Origin of the sequence: Acinetobacter sp. HR7 (assembly GCF_000773685.1) — a bacterium.
Lineage (GTDB): Bacteria > Pseudomonadota > Gammaproteobacteria > Pseudomonadales > Moraxellaceae > Acinetobacter > Acinetobacter thermotolerans.
This window is the reverse complement of sequence record NZ_JPQO01000175.1, coordinates 1-22,742: the sequence shown is the minus strand read 5'-3', so window position 1 is coordinate 22,742 and position 22,742 is coordinate 1. Positions and strand designations below refer to the sequence as shown.

The window sequence follows — 22,742 nt, the reverse complement described above, 5'->3', positions numbered from 1 at the left end:
TTTAATTTTGAAATGAACATCCACCGGATAGTCAGGAAATTTTAACTGAATGAATGTCTTGTAAAAATTGCAAAATTGGCTCAATCACTAAACTGGTATCGAACAGGATGGCATCATGCGCAGCCAGAATTTTTACAAAGTTCAGATTACTTGCAGAGATAAGTGCAATATCTTGCAAAACTTTGCAGGGAACCAGCATATCTTTCTCGGAATTAATAAATAGCATCTTGCCTGGATAGCTTTCCACAATATTGACCAGATTTAATTGTTCCAAAAGATAGAGATGTGATTGCTGATAGGATAAATCAATATTTATCAATTGCTGTTGTAAATATTTTGCACGTTCCCTAGGTGCTGCAGAACCTAGCGTCACCAGTGCACAGAAGCGTTTCAGCGCCTGCTCTGGCTGCAACATCACCGCATGTTTAAACTGCTGATACTGATCTTGTAGCATCGCATGCGGCCAATTTTCCTGTACTACAAAGCTAGGATTGGACATACAGGCAATTACAGGCTTGGTATCTTGGGTCTGCTGATAAAGTTCATTGGCCAATAACATCGCCAGTTGCCCGCCCAGCGACCAGCCGATCAGCACATCCATATCGGCAGCTGTCTGTACTTTTTCTGCCAGCAGTTCTGCATTGTTCGGATCAAAGATGTCCCAAATGATAACCTGATGTTGCTGTCCTGACTGCTGTTCCAGCTGCTGCACAAATTCATTCAGCACTTGGGTACCCAGCCCCCAACCGCTGATGAGCAGAATTTTCATCAATCCTGTTCCCTATATTTTTGTTGTGATCCATTCAATAAAAAAGGGATCAATCTCTTTCGAAATGATCCCTGATAGACAGCTGCAGAATTTAAGCAGGCTGCATAGCATCCACGGCAAGTTCGCGACCGGTTTTCTTCGGTGCCTCGGCTTTTAGCCCCAGTTTGGCAAACAGGGCCTTGTCCTTACCTTCACCGCTATTTGGTGCGGTCAGCAATTTATCGCCTGAGAACAGCGAGTTGGCACCAGCCATAAATGCCAGAGCCTGATCCGAATCTGACAGGGATTCACGACCTGCAGACAAACGGATATAGCTTTTTGGCATGATGATCCGTGCCACAGCAATAGTACGGATCCAGTCAATCACATCCAGTTTTTCTACATCGGCCAGTGGTGTCCCTTCAATCGGAACCAGCATATTGATGGGCACAGATTCCGGATGGATCGGCATGGTGGCTAGCTCATATAACAGACCAATACGATCTTGTTTGGCTTCACCCAGACCGACAATACCGCCACTGCAGACATTGATTCCGGCCGCACGGACATGTTCTAGGGTATTCAGACGGTCATCATAAGTACGGGTGCTGATGACATTGGCATAGTATTCACGCGAAGTGTCGAGGTTATGATTGTAATAATCCAGACCCGCTTCTTTTAAACGTTCTGCCTGGGATGCATTCAGCATACCCAAGGTCATACAGGTTTCCATGCCCAGCTTTTTAACTTCCTGGATCAGTTCCAACACATAAGGCATATCTCGTTCATGTGGATTACGCCATGCGGCACCCATACAGAAACGGGTGGAACCGGATTCTTTGGCCTGTTTCGCTTCAGCAATGGCCTTCTGCACCTCCACCCTTTTTTCAATTTCTAAGTCAGTATCATAATGGGCAGACTGGGAACAGTATTTACAGTCCTCTGGGCAACGGCCGGTTTTAATCGAAAGTAAGGTACTGACTTGTACGGTATTGGCGTCAAAATGCTCACGGTGAATTTGCTGTGCCTGGAACAGTAAATCCATCAGCGGTTGATCATAAAGTGCCTGAATCTCGTCACGCGTCCAGTCATTGCGAATCATAATCTCAACATCAATATTAAATAGAAATGTAGAAATAATACGCGTTTTTTTGAAATTTGGTTTAGCCTTTTCTATCAAAATTCGGATGGGTAGCTTTTATTTTTAAGATCGACTAATAACCTATTTAACAAGAAATGTGATGAGGGTAAATTCTTTCAATGATTTAAAGATAGAAATCGTGACTTCAAACAATGAACACTGCACTTCTATGCTGCTCATTAATAAAAATCATTTAGCCAAATTAAAAAATATTTTATATTGAATAGCTTATACAATTTTATGCATTAGATATTAGACTTCACTTTTTAATTGATGCTCTGCATAAAAATCCTGATAGCTGCGGCGTTCTGCTAAATCCTCAGTTAAAGGCGCAACTTCCTGCATAGTATTCAAACAGCGGGCAGTAAGTTGAATATATTGTTCAGTACCATGACTTTTCCAGGCAATCTCTTTTTTTTCTAATGGACGAACTATCTTTGCCGGGCTACCCAGCACCAAGGTATTTGCTGGCACCTTAAACTTGGCTTTCACTGTACTGTTAGCACCAACGATCACATTCTCCCCGATCTCGGCTTCATCCAGAATTACGCTGTTCATACCAATCAGGGCATTTTTTCGTACCACGCAGCCATGCAGGATCGCGCCATGACCAACATGTCCATATTCCTCAACCAGAGTCACGCTGTCCGGAAATCCATGAATCGTACAGGAATCCTGTACATTGGCATTTTTCTGGATATGAATCCGACCGAAATCAGCCCGCAGCGAAGCAAATGGCCCGATATATACACCAGCTTCAATAATCACATCGCCAATGAGCACAGCAGTAGGATGGACATAGGCTTCAGGACTGACGACAGGAATCACCCCATCAATGGCATAACATGGCATAGACTCCTCCTTGAGCTACAGTGTTAATATTTTTCTGAGTTAAAAGTTAAAAAGTCGCTTCAGGCTGTTTCAAACCACCAAAGCGTTTATAGAATTGTGGATGTGCCGGCGGCATTGGCCCTTCTGCAGTCCGGGCAATATCCAGGAAAAATTCATCCCCTGCTGCAAACACCGTCTGATACAGGTTGGTACTCAGGTTACGGGCAATCAATGACAGCCAGTCTGATGGTAACAGTTCAAATGGCAGGTTCGGATCTTTTAGCAGGATGCGACGATACTGGTGAATCAACAGGATACGGATCTGGAAGGCCTGTGCTCGATCTAGCTCCTCTTCATTTTCCACCAGATGAAAAAATTCACGAAAATCGCTGATGAATTTTTCATAACGCTGATGCAACTCCTGAACCGGCCAGTTAATCGCCACCATGCGTTTAATTGTTGGATAAGATTCCTGCCAGAGCTGCAAGGTTTCCGCACGGAATACCACAACCTGATCCGTCATCTTATTATTCAGCAACAAACTTTGTAATTTCTGCTGGTCACAACCCGGATAAGCCATAACATTGGTCGCGATATTGGCAAACCCCAACCATTCCAGTTCTTTTTTCAGGATCTGTTTATTTTCCAGCTCGACTGAACTAAGCAGCACCAGATCCCACTTCTGATCCCATTCCGTATGCTGGAAACTGTAAATCTTCTGGTCTGCAGTAATAAAACGCTGACGACTACTTTCAGTAATCCGGTAATAACTGGTACGGCCTATCTTTTCAGAACTGAGCCAGCCATTTTGCACCAGACGGAACACTGCTGTGCGCACAGAACGCTCATTAAAACCGAATACATCCATTAGCTGGATCAGGCTGGCAAGACTAATCACTCCCCCACGATGATAAATACTATCCCCAAAAATTGTCATGACCAACGAGGTTCCACTTAGGGCCTCATGCTGAATGAAATCATCAATTACTTGTTTTAATTTCGGATTCATTACGTTTAATTTTACCTTGTCAAAGCTGGATGACAGACCTGAGTCTATCATCCAGACGTATTTACGCGGACTTTCGGATATCAAACACCCGCTGAGCCTTACCTTCAGAACGTGGCAAGCTACCTTCTGGCAAAACTTCTACGCTAACACTAATCCCCACCATAGTCTTGATTTGTGCTTTCAGCTGATTCGCCAATTGGTGTGTCATATTCATGGCATTATCTTTACGCATTTCGGTACGAATATGCAATGTATCCAGATGCCCCTGTTTGCAAATATGGATCTGATAATTTGGAATAAGCTGCGGAATATGCAGGATTTGCTCTTCAATCTGTGATGGGAACACATTTACGCCACGGATAATCATCATGTCATCACTGCGGCCAACAATCTTGTCCATACGACGCATGGTACGTGCCGTTCCTGGTAACAGGCGTGTCAAATCGCGGGTACGGTAACGAATCACCGGCATACCTTCTTTGGTAATGGTGGTAAATACAAGTTCACCCAGTTCACCATCTGGCAGCACTTCACCAGTTTCTGGATTGATGATTTCAGGATAGAAATGATCTTCCCAAATCGTTGGACCATCTTTGGATTCCAGACATTCCATCGCAACGCCTGGTCCCATCACTTCGGATAGACCATAAATATCCAGTGCATCAATGCCCAGACGCTCTTCAATTTCATGACGCATTTCATTGGTCCATGGCTCTGCACCAAAGATACCGGTCTTGATTGAACAATCTTTAGCGGTACCGAATTTTTTCTCCAGACATTCAATAATATTCAGACAGTAAGATGGGGTTACCATTAAAGCGGTCGGCTTGAAATCATGAATCAGCTGGGCCTGCTTCTCAGTCTGACCACCTGACATTGGAATCACGGTTGCGCCTAGACGTTCAACGCCATAGTGTGCACCTAGCCCACCAGTAAATAATCCATAGCCATAAGATACCTGAATCGTATCTTTACTGCTGAGTCCAGCTGCACGTAGCGAACGTGCTACTACATCTGACCAGGTCGTAATGTCATTCTGGGTATAACCGACTACAGTTGGCTGGCCTGTAGTGCCTGAAGAAGCATGCACACGTACAATCTGTTCTTGAGGTACAGCAAACATACCAAATGGATAGTTTTCGCGAAGATCCTGCTTGGTAGTGAACGGGAATTTTGCCAGGTCTTCGAGTGACTTCAGATCATCGGGATGCACACCAGCTTCATCAAACTTTTTCTTGTAAACTGTACTGTTCTGATAGGCATGCTGCAGCGTTTTTTTCATACGTTCCAGTTGCAGGCTACGTAATTCATCCACTGAAGCGGTTTCAATCTTTTCCATTGCATTGTTATTCATATTTTGCTCCTGCTGCAGTCATCCTGACTGCTGATGTTCCTGTTTTTTAATTCAGTCCTTAAGCCACATTTTCCATAATCAGTGCGACACCCTGTCCAACACCGACACACATGGTACAAAGGGCATATTTTCCTTGTTTACGCTGTAGTTCTTTCATCGCAGTAATCACCAGTCGTGTACCACTCATACCAAGAGGATGGCCGAGAGCAATGGCACCACCGTTCGGATTCACTCGTGGATCATTATCCTGAAGGCCCAGCTCACGTAGTACTGCAAGTGACTGTGCAGCAAAGGCTTCATTCAGTTCGATTACATCCATCTGTTCCAGACTGAGCCCTGTCTGTTTCAATACTTTCTGCACTGCTGGTACTGGACCAATGCCCATATAGCGCGGCTCTACACCGGCACTGGCAATTCCAATCACACGTGCCAGCGGTTTCAGGCCATGCTGTTCTGCGAACTGCAGGTTACCCAATAACACACAGGCTGCACCATCATTCACGCCAGACGCATTACCAGCAGTTACCGAACCACCTTCCTTTCGGAATGGCGCTTTAAGAGATGACAGTTTTTCTAAGGTAGTATCGGCACGTGGATGCTCATCTTCAGCAATTACCTGAGTAGAGCCTTTAGCACCCTTGATCTCTACTGGCAGAATTTCTGCCTGGAAAATACCATTCAGCTGCGCCTGTGCAGTTTTTTGTTGGCTGCGGTAGGCAAACAGGTCCTGGTCTTCACGGCTGATCTGATATTTTTCAGCCACATTTTCTGCCGTTTCCGGCATGCTGTCTACGCCGAAACCAGCTTTGAATTTTGGATTGATAAAACGCCAGCCAATAGTGGTGTCATAAATTTCCGGAGTACGGCTAAAGGCTGCTGTCGGCTTAGACTGTACGAATGGCGCACGGCTCATCGATTCCACACCACCCGCCACTGCGAACTGCGCTTCACCCGATTTAATCGCACGTGCTGCCAAACCAACAGCATCCAGACCGGAAGCACAGAGACGGTTTACGGTAATCGCCGGTACGCTTTCCGGCAACCCAGCCAAAAGGGCTGCCATACGCGCCACGTTACGGTTATCTTCACCCGCCTGATTGGCACAACCTAAAATCACTTCATCGACTTCTGCCCATGGCAGGTTGGGATGCTGCTCTTTTAAATACTTAATTGGTAGAGCAGCCAGATCATCAGCGCGAATGCCGCTCAAGCCACCCGCATAACGACCGATTGGGGTACGAATACCGTCAAAAATATAAACATGTTCCATCATTTTTATTCCTTAGCCCGCCACACGTAACTGTGTTGGCGATACTTGTTGCGCCTGTCCTAGCGCTGCCTGCTTAACTAAATATATACTAGGTCGGTATCGCTCTTCACCATAAATACGATACATATTTTTTAAGATTTGTAAAATTGTGTTATATCCGATTTTGTTTACCCACTCAAATGGACCATTTGGATAATTGACACCAAATTTCATTGCTGAATCAATGTCTTGTTCTGAGGCAATATTATGTAGAACAGCTTCACATCCTTCATTCACCAGCATGGCAATAGTACGCAGTACATATAGGCCTGCATGGTCTTTAGACCAAATTGGTATCACATTCATACCGACCAGTAGCTGCTCGATTACCTGACGATTCTGTTCGCTACACGCAGGTGAAGCAGTCACTGGAATTGCTTTGGCATTATGCCAGTCCGCATGCCAGTCCATCAGTACGACTTTTTGCTGGGTATAATCCAGCTCAACCGATTCACCCAGAGACAAACGTAATGATACGTCACCAATAAGAATTTCACTGTGTTCAGCAGCCTGAAAGCTCAGTTCTACATGTGAAGCCTGCTTTAAGCATTCAATCAGTGCTGGGGAATGTTGCCAGGCACCTTTCACAAGCACCTTAAGTTTCTGCACCGATTTGGCATATAGCACCGGCAATTGATAAGCTGGAGTACGCACTTCGCTGCGGTAATCATAGAATCCCTGCTTGGACTTACGTCCCAGACAGCCAGCATCGACCAGTTCTTTTTGGATTAAAGACGGACGATAACGTGGTTCATTAAAGAATTCATTATAGACACTTTGGGTTACCGAGAAATTCACGTCCTGCCCGATCAGGTCGGTCAGCTCGCATGGCCCCATGGCAAATCGGCCACATTCACGCATGATGAAATCCAGTTGCTCAGGCGTGGTGACATTTTCCTGCAAGGCACGAAAAGCCTCAGCATAGTAAGGACGTGCTACACGGTTCACGATAAAACCTGGCGTAGATTTTGCCGTAACCGGTACCTTTTTCCAGCGAGTCATCAATTCAATCAATGTAGTGGCAATGTCCGCAGAAGTTTGAAGACCACGGATAATTTCCACCAGTTTCATGACCGGTGCCGGGTTAAAGAAATGCAGTCCCACGACCCGTTCTGGTTGCGGAATTGCAGAGGCAATCGCAGTAATTGAAATCGACGAAGTATTTGAAGCAAAGATTGTCTTTGCCGAGCAGATTTCTGCCAGTTGCTGGAACAGCTGCTGTTTGACTTCTTTTTTCTCGACAATCGCCTCAATGATCAGGTTACGATCCGCAAGTTGCTGAAGGTCCTGCACCACAGTTAGGTTGGCAAAAGTGCTGTCCAGCAGTTCCTGGGTCATTTTACCTGCAGCCACACGCTTGCTGAGCTGTGCCTGTAAGTCCTGCAATGCAGCCTGGGTACGGCTGGTATCAACATCATAAACATAGGTTGAGTGACCATGCATGGCGGCTAGCTGGGCAATCCCGATACCCATCGTACCGGCACCGATCACCGCAACTTTGGCTTGGGTTAAATTCATCTCTGGCATATTTAGCACCCCTTATATTGTGGTGTACGTTTTTGCATAAAGGCCTGTACGCCTTCACGGTAATCGCTGGAACGACCAGCCAGACGCTGCAGATCGCGCTCCAGAATGAGTTGCTCATCCAGATTATTGTCTGCAGCCGCATGAATCGCTTTCTTGATCAGCGACAGGCCATAAGTTGGTTGAGTTGCCAGATGCTCAGCCATTTTTTCTGCTTCAGCTTTTAGCTGCTCGTCTTCAACCACCTGCCAGATCATGCCGAGTTGCAGCGCACGTTCAGCCGAGATTTTGTCGCCCAACATCGCCAGCCCCATCGCTTGGGCACGGCCCACCAGACGTGGCAGGAACCAGGTGCCACCTGAATCTGGCACTAGACCGAGACGACAAAATGCCTGAATAAATGAAGCAGATTTAGCTGCTACCACGATGTCACAAGCTAATGCGATATTTGCACCTGCACCTGCTGCCACACCATTTACAGCACAGATGACCGGTTTCGGCATTTCAGTAATTAGCTTAATCAACGGGTTGTAATATTTTTCAATGGATAGACCTAAATCTGGAGCATCAGCATTTGGATCCACTACACGGTCATTCAAGTCCTGACCAGCACAGAAACCACGTCCTTCTGCAGAAATCACTACAGCACGGATTGCAGCATCTTTAGCCCAACGTTTCAGTACAGAAGATACTTCCTGATGCATGCTTTCATTAAAGCTGTTGAGCTGTTTAGGACGGTTAAAGGTCAGATAGCCCACTGCATTTTTTTCTTCGACAATAATTGTTTGGTAATCCATTACGCACCTTTAAATTCTGGTTTTCTTTTTTCCAGGAAAGCATTAATCCCTTCCTGACGATCCTGGGTAGCGGCCAGCCAGACGAAATGCTGACGTTCCAGTTTAAGGCCCTGACTCAGGCTCACTTCATGTATTGATTTCAGGGACTGTTTAATTACACGGATGGCCAGCGGTGCCTGTTTTGCAATTTTTGCTGCCAGTTCTACCGCATATTGCACGGTCAAATCAGCCGGACAAACTTGGCTCGTGATGCCATGCTGCAAAGCAGTTTGTGCAGAAATCACTTCACCGGTCATAGCCCAACGCATACATAGTTGCTGTCCTACCAGACGTGCCAGACGTTGGGTTCCCCCTGCACCGGGCAACATACCGAGGCCAATCTCTGGCAGGGCAAACTGGGCATTATCGCCCGTCATTACGATGTCACCATGTAGTGCCAGTTCAAAGCCGGCACCAAAAGCATAGCCATTTACTGCCATGATCAATGGCTTGGAAAATTCATCAATGCGTTTCCATAACAATGGACGCTGATCCTGCTGAATGCTGACCACATCCAGTTGTGCTAACTCATTTAAATCCGCACCGGCTGCAAAACACTGGGTATTACCAGTAATCACTACCGTCTTGACTTCAATATCTGAATCCAGAATTTGCAGTGTGTCAGCAATGGCTTTCAAAGTGGCATTGTTCAGAGCATTGCGCTTTTCCGGGCGGTTGAGTTCAATCAATACCACACCGGCTTTGGGTGAGCTGGTTTTAATCAATTCCGTTTTCATCAATTCCATAGTGATTTTCCTGTGATGGACCTGATTTCCGGCTTATTCATCAAAACTTAGACGCACATTGGCTGAAGTTGGACGCGCCTGACAGCTCAGCACATAACCTTTCTGGATTTCTTCTTCCTCAAGGCTATAGTTGATCGCCATTTCCACTTCACCCTGTAGCACCTTACATTTACAGGTTGCACATACTCCGCCCTTACAGGCATATGGTAAATCTGCACCAGCACGCAAAGCAGCATCCAGAATGCTGTCATCCTGCTTAGACACTTCAATGATCAGCTCACGACCATCCAGAATAATGTTGACCTTTTCCTCAGTACGGCTTTCGATCTGCTGTGCAGAGGCTTTTGGTGAAGTCCCGGTATTGAAGCGTTCGGTGTGAATCTTGTTACGCTCAATCCCGAGGGTTGGCAATACGGTTTCTACCGCATTCATCATTTCTTCAGGGCCACAGGCAAAGCAGTGATCGGTTTCTGCTGGAATCAGGCCTGCCTGGAACAGCTGCTGTAATTTTTCTGCATCAATACGACCATTGAAAATTTCGCTGTCATTCAGCTCACGCGAGAAAATATTGATCAGTTGCAGACGCTCTTTAAAACGGTCTTTCAGATCCATGATCTGTTCAGAGAACATGGTCTGTTTCCAGGAACGGTTGCCATAAACCAGGGTAAAAGTGGCATCTTGCTGACGGTTCAGCACTGCTTTGACAATAGACAGGATTGGCGTAATGCCACTACCTGCAGCAAAGCCCAGATAATGTTTGCCACCAGCCTTGGCTGCTTTCTGGAAAAACACGCCTTGTGGTGGCATCACTTCCAGTACATCACCGACTTTCAGATTTTCATTGGCCCAGGTTGAGAACTGGCCCTGATCAATTTTCTTGATCGCAATACTCATGTCTTCATCAGTATCACTACAGATCGAATAGCAACGGCGCAATTCTTCCTGTTCTGTCATGTGACGGATCGTCAGATGCTGGCCCGGCTGATACTGAAAGCTCTCAGCATGTTCTGGACTCAATTCAAAAGCAATGCAAATTGCCTGTTCAGTCTGAGGCTGAATAGATTTAATGGTTAACGGAATAAACTGGCTCATTTCAAAATCCTTCTTAAGCTGTGGCGATCTCACGCTTTATTGTTATGGCTTGTGCGCTTAAGCCCTTAAATACATTTAAAATAGTCAAACGGCTCCAGGCATTCCTGACATTTGTACAGCGCCTTGCAAGCGGTTGAACTGAATTCACTGAGTAATCGGGTGTGGTGGCTATGACAATGTGGACACTGGATGCCATCACTGAGTGCGACATGGGTACCGCAGCTGTTTGAACCGCCTTTAGGCGGGGCAATGCCATATCGCTGCAGTTTCTGTTTGCCTTCCTCACTCATCCAGTCGGTGGTCCAGGCTTCTGACAGATCAACCACGACTTTGACCGGCGTCAGCTCATGTGCTGCAAATGCCTGGGTGATTTCCGCCTTGAGCAGATCGGTTGCCGGACAGCCACTATAAGTGGGTGTCAATCGGACGATGATTTCATCCTGCGGGTTGATCTCCACCCCACGAATCATGCCCAGGTCAAGGACCGACAGGACTGGGATTTCCGGATCGGAAACCTGTGCCAGGACCTCCCAGCATTGGTCTTCTACATGTCTGATCAGGTTCATGCCACTCACTCCCTGTGATGTGTTGGATTTACCAGTTCATGCCCGGATAAGCACGCTGCATATATTGTAGTTCCGCCAGTACATAACCCAGATGTTCGGTATGCAGTCCCTGCTTGGCACCGCTACGGTAAGCGCCGCTTTCTGGCAGGCTCAATTCAAAACGTTGCAGCTCAGCAGATATCGTTTCCAGCCATTTCGGTTTCAGCAGTTCCAAATCAGGAATCAGGTAAGCATCAACCAGCTGGCGTTCATCTGCAGTCAAGCTGAATAGCTCTTCAGTAAACCGCCACAACTGGTTCAAACCATGCTGAATTTTTTCATGTGCTTCGGCAGTACCTAGACTCAGGCGTTCCATCCATGAAGTGGAAAAACGCAGATGGTATTTCACTTCTTTCAGTGATTTGATGGCGAATGAAGAAATGACTTCATTCTTGCTGTTACTCAGTGCTGCAAACAGCAAGGCATGGTAATGATCCATCAGCCACTGACGTACGATGGTTTGACCAAAGTCACCATTTGGCTGTTCACTCAACAGCAAATTGCGGTATTCACGCTCAGTACGAAAATAAGCCAGTTTATCTTCATCACGACCTTGCCCTTCAATTTCACCGGCTAGACTCAGTGCTGTACGTGCCTGACCCAGCAGGTCCAAACCGATATTTGCCAATGCAATATCCAGCTCTAGCTCAGGTGCATGACCGCACCACTCTGCCAAACGGTGTGAAAGGATGAGCTGGCTGTCGCCAACATGCAGTAAAAATTGTGCTAATACCTGATTCGTCATTGCTCTGCCCTCCACCTTACATGTGCTCGATGCCATCTGGAATGTGATAGAAGGTCGGATGACGGTAGACCTTGTTCAGTGAAGGATCAAAAAACTCTGGTTTTTCGTCTGGTTGAGATGAAGTAATCAATTCAGATTTCACAACCCAGATACTTACCCCTTCATTGCGACGGGTATAGACGTCACGGGCATTTTGTAGGGCAATTTCATCATCAGGGGCACGCAGGCTGCCGACATGGCGGTGACTCAACCCCTGTTTGCTGCGAATAAATACTTCGTATAAAGACCAGTTATTCTTGTTCATTTGCATATCCTTGTGCTATTCCGTTGCCTTAGGCGATTTTTCGTTGATCTGACTGCTGCTGTTGCTTGCTGGCATAAACTGCTGCGGATTCACGTACCCATTTGCCGTCTTCCCAAGCTTTACGACGCGCTTCGATACGTTCATGGTTACATGGACCTTTGCCTGCTAGCACGTCAAAGAACTCATCCCAGTTCACTTCGCCAAATTCATAGTGGCCTGTTTCTTCATTAAACTTCAGGTCTGGATCCGGTACAGTCAGGCCAAGCTGCAATACTTGCGGCACAGTGTTGTCGACAAATTTCTGACGCAATGCATCATTACTGAATAATTTGATTTTCCACTGCATGCTTTGTGCACTGTTTGGAGAGTTGTCATCACTTGGACCAAACATCATCAGTGCGGGCCACCAGAAACGGTTCACTGCATCCTGTGCCATCTGTTTCTGTTCTGGCGTACCTTGTGCCAGTTGCATCATGGCCTCAAAGCCTTGACGCTGGTGGAAACTTTCTTCTTTACAGATACGCACCATGGCACGTGCATAAGGACCATAAGATGTACGACACAGTGCCACCTGATTGACGATTGCCGCCCCATCTACCAGCCAGCCAATCGCAGCCACATCTGCCCAGGTCAGGGTTGGATAGTTAAAAATGGATGAATATTTCATGCGGCCAGCAATCAGCTTTTCCATCATGTCATCACGGTCTGCACCAAGCGTTTCGGCTGCACTGTAGAGGTACAGGCCATGTCCTGCTTCATCTTGTACTTTAGCCAGCAATACCGCTTTACGTTTCAAAGTTGGTGCGCGGGTAATCCAGTTGCCTTCTGGCAGCATGCCAATCACTTCTGAATGTCCATGCTGGCCAATCTGGCGAATCAGGGTCTTTCTATAGGCATCCGGCATCCAGTCCTTCGCTTCAATAGAAATGTCTTGCTCTATCTTCTGATCGAATGTTTGTTGTTGCTTATTCATGTTTGTCTCACTTATCCCAAGTGCTGATACACTCAAATTAAAACGATACAAATATAAAATCAATACTATTTTTTAAGTATCATATATTTTTTAGAGGCATTTTTTATCAAGTTATTGTTTTTATTACTTTTAAATTTTTAATTACATGAAAGTTACTTTTTTGTTTGCGGATTATGATTGACATTTAAGCTTTTTGATTGCAATTTATGAAACATCAAAAGTAAAAATAAACTCAACAACGTATCATAAATGGAGTTATACAATGTTGGAACTGGACAGTACTACCCAGAGCACAGATCTTCAGGACGACACACAGGCGCATTACGCAGCTAAAGTTAAAGTATTGAGTTCACTGGTTTTAGGTGGTGAACATAGCGCACAAAATGACTTGCGTACGGTCTATCACGCCATTAGTGGTGAAGCGATTTATCAAGTCAGCAGCCACGGCATCGACATGCATAACATAGTGCAATATGCCAAACAGAAAGGTGCTGCCATTGCCCACTGGACCTTCCACCAGCGTGCCAATGCCCTGAAACAGGTGGCACAATATTTACTGGAACGTAAGGAAGATTATTACCGCCTAGCAGCCGCAACCGGTTGTACCCGCAAAGATGCCTGGATTGATATTGAAGGTGGGATCGGCACCCTGTTTGCCTATTCAAGTCTGGTTCGCCGTGAACTCAGCGATGAAACTGCACTGGTTGAAGATGCCTGGATTCCACTGTCCAAACAGGGCAGCTTTGGTGCCAAACATATTCTGAGCCCGAAAGCCGGTGTGGCCGTACATATCAATGCATTTAACTTCCCAATCTGGGGTATGCTGGAAAAAATTGCACCTACTCTACTAGCCGGCGTGCCATGTATTGTTAAACCAGCAACAGAAGGCGCAGAACTGACACATGCAGTCGTTAAAGACATTTTAGCCAGTAATTTACTACCAGAAGGTGCTCTGCAGCTGATCTGCGGACAGACTTACGACCTGTTTGATCACTTGAATGCACAGGATACCGTAACATTCACAGGTTCGGCTGCTACTGGCCAGAAACTGCGTGCTCATCCACACTTGAATGCCCACTCTATTCCATTCAGCATGGAAGCCGACTCGGTGAACAGCGCCATCCTGACCCAGCAAGCCAACGATGAAACCATTGACCTGTTTGTACGTGAAGTCTTCCGTGAAATGACGACCAAGGCTGGACAAAAATGTACTGCAATTCGTCGTGCCTTTGTTCCAGCAGTATTACTCGATACCGTACAGCAACGCCTGACTGAAAAATTGCAAAAAGTGGTCATCGGTGATCCTGCACAGGACGGCGTAACCATGGGAGCTCTGGCAAGCGTTAAACAGAAGCATGATGTTGCTGCCAAGGTAGAACAGCTAGCACAGGAAGCTGAAATCATCATAGGTAGCCATCTGCGCCAGGATTTTAGCATTCAGGTCGCACATCCAGAAAAATCCGCTTTCTATCCGCCAACAGTGCTGTTATGTAAAGATCCGGTTCAGGCTCAGCAGATTCACAATATCGAAGCCTTTGGTCCAGTGGTTACATTGATGCCGTATAGCGACTTACCACAACTGGCAGCATTAGTAGCCCGTGGTGAAGGCAGTCTGGTTGCTTCAATTGTGCGTAACCAGGATGAAAATATTGAACAGCTACTTAGCAAGATCGCGCCTTGGCATGGTCGTGTGCATATTCTGGACCGTGAAAGCGCCAAGGAAAGTACCGGTCATGGTTCACCACTCCCATTGTTAGTGCATGGTGGTCCGGGTCGTGCTGGCGGTGGTGAGGAACTCGGCGGCCTGCGTGCAGTGAAACACTATATGCAGCGTACTGCTATTCAAGGCTCGCCAAATGTGCTGACTCAGGTCGGTCATAGCTGGACCGCAGGTGCTGAGGTGTTTGAAGACCGCGTACACCCATTCAAGAAATCTTTTGATGAACTGCGAATCGGTGAACGCTTGTTGACTGCACGCCGCACCATTACTGAAGCGGATATTGTCAACTTTGGTGGCTTAAGTGGTGATTACTTCTATGCCCATATGGACAAGATTGCGGCTGCGGAATCCCTATTCGGTGAACGCGTCGCACATGGTTACTTCATTGTTTCTGCCGCTGCTGGCTTGTTTGTTGATGCCGCTCCAGGTCCTGTTATTGCCAACTATGGTATGGATAACCTGCGCTTCGTAGAACCGGTGAAAATTGGCGATACCATTCAGGTAGAATTGACCTGCAAGCAGAAAACCCCAAAACCACTGCGTGATGAGCAAAAACCGCATGGCGTCGTGGTTTGGGACATCAAGGTGAAAAACCAGCGCAATGAACTGGTCGCGACTTATGACATTCTGACTCTAGTGGAAAAAGCCGCTTAAGCACTATTTTCAGACACTTAAAGTAAAAAGGGAATCTATTTGATTCCTTTTTTATTAATATAAAAAATAATTGTATCTTTTTTCACTCATACATATTGACGACCAAGTAAATTACTCCTAGATTAAGTTAATTGATACATATAAAAAATAAAAATAATTAAATTTGTATCAAATAAACCAATCACTATAACTTGCACAGGATGTTGCATGATGAATGAAAAAACATTGGTCATAGACAAGGTTGACAATGATGTCCAACCAATCGATTCCCACCTAAAGATTACAACACCCGCACCTAAACAGGTGGCAGTAGAAATCCCACCAGCAACTACGGAACGGAGCAGCTATCAATGGTATGTGGTCATCATCTGTATGGTGGCTTACATTCTGTCTTTCGTAGACCGTCAGATTTTATCCCTGATGATTGAGCCTATTAAGGCCGACCTGATGCTCAGTGATACTCAGTTCAGCCTGTTGCAGGGGCTGGCCTTTTCCCTATTTTATGCCTTTATGGGTGTACCAATCGCCGCACTGGCCGACAAGAAATCACGTGTGAAAATTATTTCAGTCGGGATTGCCTTTTGGAGCCTGGCAACTGCAGCCTGTGGTCTAAGTAAAAACTTTATCCAGATGTTCCTAGCTCGCCTCAGTGTCGGTGCAGGTGAAGCAGCACTTTCCCCTGCCTTTTATTCCATTGTGGCAGATCTCTTCCCTAAACATAAACTGGGCCGTGCGCTGGGCGTATATGCGATTGGTGCCTTTATCGGTTCAGGGCTGGCGTTTCTGATTGGCGGTTATGTGATAGGTCTACTCAAAGATGTCAGCTTTCTCACATTACCAGTAATTGGTGAAATCAAGACCTGGCAGCTGACCTTTATGATCGTGGGCTTACCAGGAGTATTGCTGGCGCTGCTCATGATTTTGACCGTACGGGAACCCGAGCGTAAAGGCCTCAAAATGGATGCGAATGGTGTCGCAGTTAAAGCATCTTTTAAGAATTCTATCGGTTTTATCAAAACCCATAAAAAGACATTCTTCTGTCATTTTATTGGCTTCTCTTTCTACACCATGATGCTGTACTCCCTGCTCGGCTGGGCACCTGCGTACTATATGCGTAATTTTGGGCTAGATGCGAGTCAAGTAGGCTATATTCTCGGAATTATTATTTTGGTGGCGAATACTGCTGGTGCATTGTTCTGTGGTTGGCTGATCGACTTCTTCTCGAAACGTGGCTATAGTGATGCGGCGATCCGTGCCGGTGCGATTGGCTGTGCCGCCCTGATCATTCCAAGTGTGCTGTTTACCCAAGTCGACAATATGCAGCTTTCATTTGCGCTAATCTTTGTCGCTATGTTCTTTTCGACTTTCCCAATTCCAGCATCAGCTGCTGCAACACAAATGTTAACACCAAACCAGTTACGTTCTCAGGTATCGGCAAAATTCCTGCTGATTTCCAACCTGATTGCGCTTGGTGTAGGAACAACAGCAGTTGCACTCATTACTGATAAATATTATGAAAACACTTTAATGGTAGGTAATTCAATTTCTATCGTAAATGCGGTAGCAGGGTTGATTGGTGTATTCCTGCTTTATAAAGGTTGTCAGTATTATCGTGAAAGTATCAAGCTAGAAAAACTAGAGGATTAAACTAGCTCCTTGAAAACTAAGCCCTTGGATGAATCAATCCAAGGGTGTTTTTTATGTGTATATAATTTCAATTGAGTAAAGTGAGATAAATCCAAATAAAACAACAAATATTTAGCAATAAATCACTTCACTGAAATCATCAGGTATTGAAACGGTGTGCCAGACCACATCACATTGAGGTTTCTTTTACCTTAACCCCGAATCGCGGCCTCAATTGCCGCTATATCAATTTTCTTCATGGTCATCATGGACTCAAATACCCGTTTGGCCACTGCGCGGTCGGTACTAGTATAGCCTTCAATTAAAACCTTCGGAGTAATCTGCCAGGACACCCCCCATTTATCTTTACACCAGCCGCATTCACTTTCTTGTCCACCATTATTAACAATGGCGTTCCAGTAACGATCCGTTTCTTCCTGATCTTCTGTGGCAATCTGAAAGGAAAAGGCTTCATTGTGCTTAAATACAGGACCGCCATTCAGCCCGATACAAGGGATCCCCAGCACAGTGAAATCGACGGTGATCACATCACCTTCTTTTCCTGAAGGATAGTCAGTCGCTGCATGATGGATGGCATCAAGGGATGAATCGGGAAAAATTTCGGCATAAAAGCGTGCCGCTTCTTCAGCATCATGATCATACCAAAGACAGACAGTATTCTTGGCAATATTCATGCTCTTACCTCACGGCAGAAATATGGAATCAACCTGTTAGCAGTATTTGTCTATAGATTAAACAATGTGGTTCATACAGGCTCTTGATATAAGTTTATGGTCTTCTCCTTATAGCGAGAGTCCTATTTCTTTATTGTAGTTTTATTCATCAAATTGTAAGGCTTGCTGCTTTCCTATTGAAAAGCAGTAGTTTTCCACTATTATTACTCTCAAAATACAAATATAGATTTAAAAATAATTTACATATTTTTGCGCTCACCTCCTTCTCTTCAGTATGTAAACTTTATTCGACTTAAGTCGTAACAGACAAAAGTAATTCGCCCAAGAATTGATTAAATTTAGTTTTTTGATAGTTTTTTTAATATTTCTAAGATAAGAAAAATAGCTGGAATGACTCGATCAGATTAACCCTTATGATTAAAAATCACACAATTCACTATAAGAGGTCAAAAATTTGCACCGAATTTCTGCCTACATCTGTTCGCATTCAGTTCACGATAAAGTTACTCTCCATCCCGCACCTGAATTACACAAACTTCTATAGCCAATTACATAAGATTACCTCACAAATCAGCAAACCTTCCCTTCTTAGTGATCCGCTCGTGTAGATGAATATTTGATAAAAAATTGATCTTTTATATCAGATCAAGCTAAACGTCTTGGGTTTACATTGAACCCAGAATTTTATTGTGTAGAATCAAACAATACCAACCAAAGAAAACTTGTCTTTACTAATACATCACACTTTCCAATTTCCATTATATAAATTTTAAAATCAATAACTTATATCCATATAATTCGTTTTTTCCTGAGTAAAAACTTAGCTATACATATTTTGGAAAGAGTCTTAAGGAAGTGTACGATTTCAACAACAATAATCCAGCTATAAAGCCGATATCATTTTATAAAATTTACCATTTGGTTAAATAAAATTCAATATATTTAATCAAAATAAAATGACCCATTAAAAATACAACTATTTTAGTTGGAATTAATATCAATAAAGCATTTAATAAAAATAAAATCACATACTAAAATTACTACTATTTTAGTCAGAATTATTTATATAAAATTTATTTTAATATAATATTAAATATATGATTTATTTAAATTATTTTAATTTTAAAATACTTATAAAACACCACTAATTTAGTAGGGTTTATTCAAAAAAATATTAAATAAAAATGTACCAGAATAATTCCCATTTAATTACAATCATGAGTAATTTAATAGGAATTAATTCCCCAAAAAATAATCAATAAAACTTATCAATTAAAATAAAAAAAATATTTCATTAAACTAACTTAAAATTCCATCATCGTTGAAAAGTTGAGTCTACTACTTTGTGCCAAGACTGGTCACAGGAGAACTTTTCATGAGTGGAAAAATTGATGTGCGCGAAATCGACGCTTTGGTCGATGCACAAAATGGACGTATTACACCAGCAATTTATACTGATTCTGCCCTTTACGAATTAGAACTTGAGCGCGTTTTCGGTCGTACCTGGCTGTTCCTTTGCCATGAAAGCCAAATTCCTAAGGCTGGCGACTTCTTCAATACTTATATGGGCGAAGACCCAATTATCGTAGCGCGTCAAAAAGACGGTTCAATCAAAGCATTCTTAAACCAGTGCCGTCACCGTGCAATGCGCGTGAGCTTCGCAGACTGTGGTAATACCCGTGCATTCACTTGTCCATACCACGGCTGGTCTTATGGCATCGACGGTTCTTTAAAAGATATCCCGCTTGAAGATCGTGCTTATCCACACGGTGCCTGCAAACAGGAATGGGGCCTGCTTGAAGTTACTCGTGTGAAATCTTACAAAGGCCTGGTATTCGGCTGCTGGGATGAAACTACGCCTGATTTAGAAGAATATATGGGTGACATGGCTTGGTACCTAGATGGTGTACTTGATCGTCGTCCTGGCGGTACAGTGATCGTTGGTGGTGTACACAAATGGGAAATCGAGTGTAACTGGAAATTTGCTGCTGAACAGTTCGCATCTGACCAGTACCATGCCCTGTTCTCTCACGCATCTGCAGTACAAGTACTCGGTGCTAAACCAGATGATGACTCCACCAAAACCTTAGGTGCTGCACAAACTGCTCGTCCAGTTTGGGAAACTGCCAAAGACGCGATCCAGTTCGGTTCAAAAGGTCACGGTTCAGGCTTCTTCTTCACTGAAAAACCAGATGCTAACGTTTGGGTAGATGGCGAAGTTGCAAACTACTTCCGTGAAACTTTTGATGAAGTAAAAGAACGCCTGGGTGAAATTCGTGCGCTGCGTCTGGCTGGTCACAACACCATGTTCCCAACCCTATCTTGGTTGAACGGTACTGCAACACTTCGTGTATGGCACCCACGTGGTCCGAATAAAACTGAAGTTTGGGCATTCTGTATCTGTGATGCTGAAGCACCGCAAGAAGTGAAAGATGCATTTGAACGCTCTGCAACTCGTGCTTTCGGCCCTGCCGGCTTCTTGGAGCAAGATGACTCTGAAAACTGGGTAGAAATCCAGAAAGTGCTTCGCGGTTACAAAGCACGTCAAAACAAACTCATCGTTGAAATGGGTAAAGGCAGCGAAAAAGTTCGTGAAGATGGCGTACCTGGTATCACCAGCTACATTTTCTCAGAAACAGCAGCACGTGGTTTCTATCGCCGTTGGGCAGACCTGCTGATTCATAAAGACTGGGAAGATGTAGAAAAAGCAACTGAAGCATACGAGAAGGAGCTTGTGAAATGAGTCAAGTAAGTCTGGAACTTCATCACCAAATTAGCCAATTCCTGTATCGTGAAGCGAAGCTGCTGGACGACTGGAAATTCCGCGAATGGTTAGACCTGTTAGCAGAAGATATTTCTTATGTGCTACGTACCACACCAAACGCGCAAACCCGTGACCGTCGTCGTTCTGTTGAACCTCCGACAACTTGGGTATTTAACGACAATAAATTCCTGCTCGAGCGTCGTGTGGCTCGTCTGGAAACAGGTATGGCTTGGGCAGAAGAGCCTCCATCACGTACCACGCACATGGTCAGCAACGTGATTGTTGAGCCAACTGAAGTGGAAGGCGAATACGATGTCTACGTCACTTACCTACTCTATCGCTCACAAAAAGAGAAGGATATTACGATTTACTGCGGTAAACGTCACGACAAGATCCGTAAGGTTGAAGGCGGCCTATGCTTCCAGATCTTTGATCGTAAGATCACACTGGATCAAGTGACTTATACCTCACATAACTTGAGTGTATTCTTCTAATAAATAAGTTTTTTGTTCATCGGGTTGCGGCTTGGGGATACGCGGTTGATAGCAACCACGTACCGCTTCCCGAGATGAACAAAACTTGAGTCTGAAAAAAAAATAGACTGAACGGCAGCCTGTTCTTTGGCTGCCTTCCTTTTAAGGAGTCTCTTATGGCGATTAAACTGATTTGTGCATCGCATAGCCCATTAATGGAATTTGCTTCACCACAAGAACAACGCAAAGAGCAAGTCGTTCGTGATGCCTTTGCCAAACTGGCGGCTGAAGTCAAAGCCTATGACCCTACCCTGATCATCACCTTTGGTCCTGACCATTTTAACGGTTTCTTTTATGACCTAATGCCAAGCTTCTGCGTGGGTATTCGTGCCACAGCTGCTGGTGACTGGGACTATGGTAAAGATAATGATCACCTGAGTGTGCCTCAAGACACAGCGCTGGCGCTGGTTCGCCGTGTCCTGGATGAAGGTGTGGATGTGGCTTATTCTTATCGCATGCAAGCAGATCATGGCGTGACTCAGCCGTTGCACTTCCTATGTGAAGGTCAACTGGATCGTTATCCAACCATTCCGATTTTTATCAACGGCGCTGCAGCACCCATGCCTACGACTAAACGCACTATCGCTTTAGGTCGCGCTGTGGGGCAGTTCATTAAGTCTTTAAATCTTGAAAATGAACGTGTCCTTGTTTTAGGCACAGGTGGTCTTTCACACGATCCACCAACACCACAAATGGGTTCTGTTTCACCAGAAGTGGAAGAGTTCCTGATTGCGGGTCGTAACCCGACTCCGGAAGCACGTAATAAACGTCAAGCCAATGTGATTTCTGTCGGTCAACGCCTGGCTGCTGGTGACAAGAGTGTTTCTGTACCGCTTAGCCCTGAATGGGATCTGGCATTATTAGAAAAATTCAAGAATGCTGACTTCGCAGCACTGGAAGCCATGACTGAAACTGAAATCCGCCGTGACGGTGGCCGTGGTGGTCAGGAGGTTCGTGCGTGGATGGCGGCTTTTGCTGCATTGAGCGAATTTGGCGAGTATGAAATGACCACTCACTGTTATGAAGAGATCAGTGAATGGATTGCAGGCTTTGGTATCGTATCTGCCGAACTCAAAGCCTAAATAGATAAGCAACATCAAAACCATGGATCGCAATAGCATAAAAATCTCGTGCTAAAGCAAATAGACTTAAACTTTTAACATGGTGATGATGGTGTTTATAAGCAGCTATGTCTTATGACTGATCACATCAACTCATAAAAAATATAGCTAAAATAAAAGCCCTAAATCTTTTGGTTTAGGGCTTTTTCATAATTTTGGTGGGGTTTCAATTAAACCTATCAACTGAATACTTGAGATTGCAAAGTCTAAAATTAAAATAAATTATATAAAACCATAGCTTATACTTTTTAGAAAAAAGGTTCTTCCAATAACTCTGATTTACTAACTTTCAGACCTAAAGAATACTTCTCATTAATTTCATTAACTAAGCCAATGAACCATTCAGGTGCCTTAGGCGATACAAAAACTTCTTCGATAAGTATATCAAGATGGCTCTAGACTAGCAGATTTA

Annotated in this window: 20 protein-coding genes; 5 read left to right on the top strand and 15 right to left on the bottom strand. The window is 44.6% G+C overall.

The annotated features are described in order from the left end of the window. Positions 1 to 31: 31 nt before the first annotated feature. The 14 genes from GW12_RS09535 to paaA all read right to left on the bottom strand — a co-directional run bounded on the left by GW12_RS09535 (position 32) and on the right by paaA (position 13,217). Positions 32 to 769, bottom strand: a complete 738-nt coding sequence (locus tag GW12_RS09535; protein WP_034586859.1) for an alpha/beta hydrolase — start codon at positions 767 to 769, stop codon at positions 32 to 34. A gap of 91 nt (positions 770 to 860) precedes the next feature. After that, on the bottom strand, positions 861 to 1,853 hold the full coding sequence (gene bioB, locus GW12_RS09530; RefSeq protein WP_034586893.1) for a biotin synthase BioB: 993 nt from the start codon (positions 1,851 to 1,853) through the stop codon (positions 861 to 863). A 288-nt stretch (positions 1,854 to 2,141) separates the two neighbouring features. Beyond that, the gene (locus GW12_RS09525; RefSeq protein WP_034586857.1) at positions 2,142 to 2,741 is read right to left on the bottom strand and encodes a carbonic anhydrase; all 600 of its coding nucleotides are present in this window, start codon (positions 2,739 to 2,741) and stop codon (positions 2,142 to 2,144) included. Positions 2,742 to 2,787: 46 nt separating this feature from the next. Further along, on the bottom strand, positions 2,788 to 3,729 hold the full coding sequence (gene paaX / locus GW12_RS09520) for a phenylacetic acid degradation operon negative regulatory protein PaaX (RefSeq protein WP_034586855.1): 942 nt from the start codon (positions 3,727 to 3,729) through the stop codon (positions 2,788 to 2,790). A gap of 61 nt (positions 3,730 to 3,790) precedes the next feature. Beyond that, complete coding sequence (gene paaK / locus GW12_RS09515) at positions 3,791 to 5,083, bottom strand: phenylacetate--CoA ligase PaaK (protein ID WP_034586853.1); 1,293 nt, start codon at positions 5,081 to 5,083, stop codon at positions 3,791 to 3,793. Positions 5,084 to 5,141: 58 nt separating this feature from the next. Then, positions 5,142 to 6,353, bottom strand: a complete 1,212-nt coding sequence (gene pcaF, locus GW12_RS09510; RefSeq protein WP_034586891.1) for a 3-oxoadipyl-CoA thiolase — start codon at positions 6,351 to 6,353, stop codon at positions 5,142 to 5,144. Positions 6,354 to 6,365: 12 nt separating this feature from the next. Beyond that, positions 6,366 to 7,919: a 3-hydroxyacyl-CoA dehydrogenase gene (locus tag GW12_RS09505; RefSeq protein WP_034586851.1), complete on the bottom strand. Its 1,554-nt coding sequence runs from the start codon at positions 7,917 to 7,919 to the stop codon at positions 6,366 to 6,368. A gap of 2 nt (positions 7,920 to 7,921) precedes the next feature. Then, positions 7,922 to 8,713 carry a 2-(1,2-epoxy-1,2-dihydrophenyl)acetyl-CoA isomerase PaaG gene (gene paaG / locus GW12_RS09500; protein WP_034586849.1) on the bottom strand — a complete coding sequence of 264 codons (792 nt, stop codon included), beginning with the start codon at positions 8,711 to 8,713 and terminating at the stop codon, positions 7,922 to 7,924. Further along, on the bottom strand, positions 8,713 to 9,489 hold the full coding sequence (locus GW12_RS09495; protein WP_227504159.1) for an enoyl-CoA hydratase-related protein: 777 nt from the start codon (positions 9,487 to 9,489) through the stop codon (positions 8,713 to 8,715). The genes paaG and GW12_RS09495 overlap by 1 nt, the downstream gene beginning before the upstream one ends. 42 nt (positions 9,490 to 9,531) lie before the next feature. After that, complete coding sequence (gene paaE / locus GW12_RS09490) at positions 9,532 to 10,590, bottom strand: 1,2-phenylacetyl-CoA epoxidase subunit PaaE (protein ID WP_034586843.1); 1,059 nt, start codon at positions 10,588 to 10,590, stop codon at positions 9,532 to 9,534. A gap of 65 nt (positions 10,591 to 10,655) precedes the next feature. Next, a complete protein-coding gene (gene paaD / locus GW12_RS09485) occupies positions 10,656 to 11,156 on the bottom strand; it encodes a 1,2-phenylacetyl-CoA epoxidase subunit PaaD (protein WP_034586840.1) in 501 nt (166 codons plus the stop codon). A 28-nt stretch (positions 11,157 to 11,184) separates the two neighbouring features. After that, a complete protein-coding gene (gene paaC / locus GW12_RS09480; RefSeq protein WP_034586839.1) occupies positions 11,185 to 11,940 on the bottom strand; it encodes a 1,2-phenylacetyl-CoA epoxidase subunit PaaC in 756 nt (251 codons plus the stop codon). A 16-nt stretch (positions 11,941 to 11,956) separates the two neighbouring features. After that, positions 11,957 to 12,244, bottom strand: a complete 288-nt coding sequence (gene paaB / locus GW12_RS09475) for a 1,2-phenylacetyl-CoA epoxidase subunit PaaB (RefSeq protein ID WP_034586837.1) — start codon at positions 12,242 to 12,244, stop codon at positions 11,957 to 11,959. Between the two features lie 28 nt (positions 12,245 to 12,272). Continuing rightward, a complete protein-coding gene (paaA, locus tag GW12_RS09470) occupies positions 12,273 to 13,217 on the bottom strand; it encodes a 1,2-phenylacetyl-CoA epoxidase subunit PaaA (RefSeq protein WP_004783375.1) in 945 nt (314 codons plus the stop codon). 262 nt (positions 13,218 to 13,479) lie between these two features. Between paaA and paaZ the strand changes: the two genes are divergently transcribed. Both paaZ and GW12_RS09460 read left to right on the top strand, forming a co-directional pair. Then, positions 13,480 to 15,591, top strand: a complete 2,112-nt coding sequence (gene paaZ, locus GW12_RS09465) for a phenylacetic acid degradation bifunctional protein PaaZ (RefSeq protein WP_034586833.1) — start codon at positions 13,480 to 13,482, stop codon at positions 15,589 to 15,591. Between the two features lie 207 nt (positions 15,592 to 15,798). Further along, positions 15,799 to 17,238 (top strand): MFS transporter, encoded by a 1,440-nt coding sequence (locus tag GW12_RS09460; protein ID WP_034586830.1) that lies wholly within the window; start codon positions 15,799 to 15,801, stop codon positions 17,236 to 17,238. Positions 17,239 to 17,429: 191 nt separating this feature from the next. On the opposite strand, the gene GW12_RS09455 is transcribed toward GW12_RS09460, so the two are convergent. Further along, positions 17,430 to 17,912, bottom strand: a complete 483-nt coding sequence (locus tag GW12_RS09455) for a VOC family protein (RefSeq protein ID WP_034586827.1) — start codon at positions 17,910 to 17,912, stop codon at positions 17,430 to 17,432. A gap of 1,375 nt (positions 17,913 to 19,287) precedes the next feature. On the opposite strand from GW12_RS09455, the gene hcaE reads away from it, so the two are divergent. The 3 genes from hcaE to GW12_RS09440 all read left to right on the top strand — a co-directional run bounded on the left by hcaE (position 19,288) and on the right by GW12_RS09440 (position 22,291). After that, positions 19,288 to 20,655: a 3-phenylpropionate/cinnamic acid dioxygenase subunit alpha gene (gene hcaE / locus GW12_RS09450; protein ID WP_034586825.1), complete on the top strand. Its 1,368-nt coding sequence runs from the start codon at positions 19,288 to 19,290 to the stop codon at positions 20,653 to 20,655. Next, a complete protein-coding gene (gene hcaF / locus GW12_RS09445) occupies positions 20,652 to 21,170 on the top strand; it encodes a 3-phenylpropionate/cinnamic acid dioxygenase subunit beta (protein ID WP_034586822.1) in 519 nt (172 codons plus the stop codon). Before hcaE ends, hcaF begins: the two co-directional genes overlap by 4 nt. Before the next feature lie 155 nt (positions 21,171 to 21,325). Further along, positions 21,326 to 22,291 carry a 3-carboxyethylcatechol 2,3-dioxygenase gene (locus GW12_RS09440; protein WP_034586819.1) on the top strand — a complete coding sequence of 322 codons (966 nt, stop codon included), beginning with the start codon at positions 21,326 to 21,328 and terminating at the stop codon, positions 22,289 to 22,291. Positions 22,292 to 22,742: the final 451 nt, after the last annotated feature.

Coding starts and splice junctions, on each gene's coding strand:
- hcaF (WP_034586822.1), top strand. CDS start 20,652: ATGAGTCAAGTAAGTCTGGAACTTCATCACCAAATTAGCCAATTCCTG.
- hcaE (WP_034586825.1), top strand. CDS start 19,288: ATGAGTGGAAAAATTGATGTGCGCGAAATCGACGCTTTGGTCGATGCA.
- pcaF (WP_034586891.1), bottom strand. CDS start 6,353: ATGGAACATGTTTATATTTTTGACGGTATTCGTACCCCAATCGGTCGT.
- paaC (WP_034586839.1), bottom strand. CDS start 11,940: ATGACGAATCAGGTATTAGCACAATTTTTACTGCATGTTGGCGACAGC.
- paaB (WP_034586837.1), bottom strand. CDS start 12,244: ATGAACAAGAATAACTGGTCTTTATACGAAGTATTTATTCGCAGCAAA.
- paaE (WP_034586843.1), bottom strand. CDS start 10,590: ATGAGCCAGTTTATTCCGTTAACCATTAAATCTATTCAGCCTCAGACT.
- paaG (WP_034586849.1), bottom strand. CDS start 8,713: ATGGATTACCAAACAATTATTGTCGAAGAAAAAAATGCAGTGGGCTAT.
- paaZ (WP_034586833.1), top strand. CDS start 13,480: ATGTTGGAACTGGACAGTACTACCCAGAGCACAGATCTTCAGGACGAC.
- GW12_RS09495 (WP_227504159.1), bottom strand. CDS start 9,489: ATGAAAACGGAATTGATTAAAACCAGCTCACCCAAAGCCGGTGTGGTA.
- GW12_RS09460 (WP_034586830.1), top strand. CDS start 15,799: ATGATGAATGAAAAAACATTGGTCATAGACAAGGTTGACAATGATGTC.
- GW12_RS09525 (WP_034586857.1), bottom strand. CDS start 2,741: ATGCCATGTTATGCCATTGATGGGGTGATTCCTGTCGTCAGTCCTGAA.
- GW12_RS09455 (WP_034586827.1), bottom strand. CDS start 17,912: ATGAATATTGCCAAGAATACTGTCTGTCTTTGGTATGATCATGATGCT.
- paaD (WP_034586840.1), bottom strand. CDS start 11,156: ATGAACCTGATCAGACATGTAGAAGACCAATGCTGGGAGGTCCTGGCA.
- paaK (WP_034586853.1), bottom strand. CDS start 5,083: ATGAATAACAATGCAATGGAAAAGATTGAAACCGCTTCAGTGGATGAA.
- paaA (WP_004783375.1), bottom strand. CDS start 13,217: ATGAATAAGCAACAACAAACATTCGATCAGAAGATAGAGCAAGACATT.
- paaX (WP_034586855.1), bottom strand. CDS start 3,729: ATGAATCCGAAATTAAAACAAGTAATTGATGATTTCATTCAGCATGAG.
- GW12_RS09535 (WP_034586859.1), bottom strand. CDS start 769: ATGAAAATTCTGCTCATCAGCGGTTGGGGGCTGGGTACCCAAGTGCTG.
- GW12_RS09505 (WP_034586851.1), bottom strand. CDS start 7,919: ATGCCAGAGATGAATTTAACCCAAGCCAAAGTTGCGGTGATCGGTGCC.
- GW12_RS09440 (WP_034586819.1), top strand. CDS start 21,326: ATGGCGATTAAACTGATTTGTGCATCGCATAGCCCATTAATGGAATTT.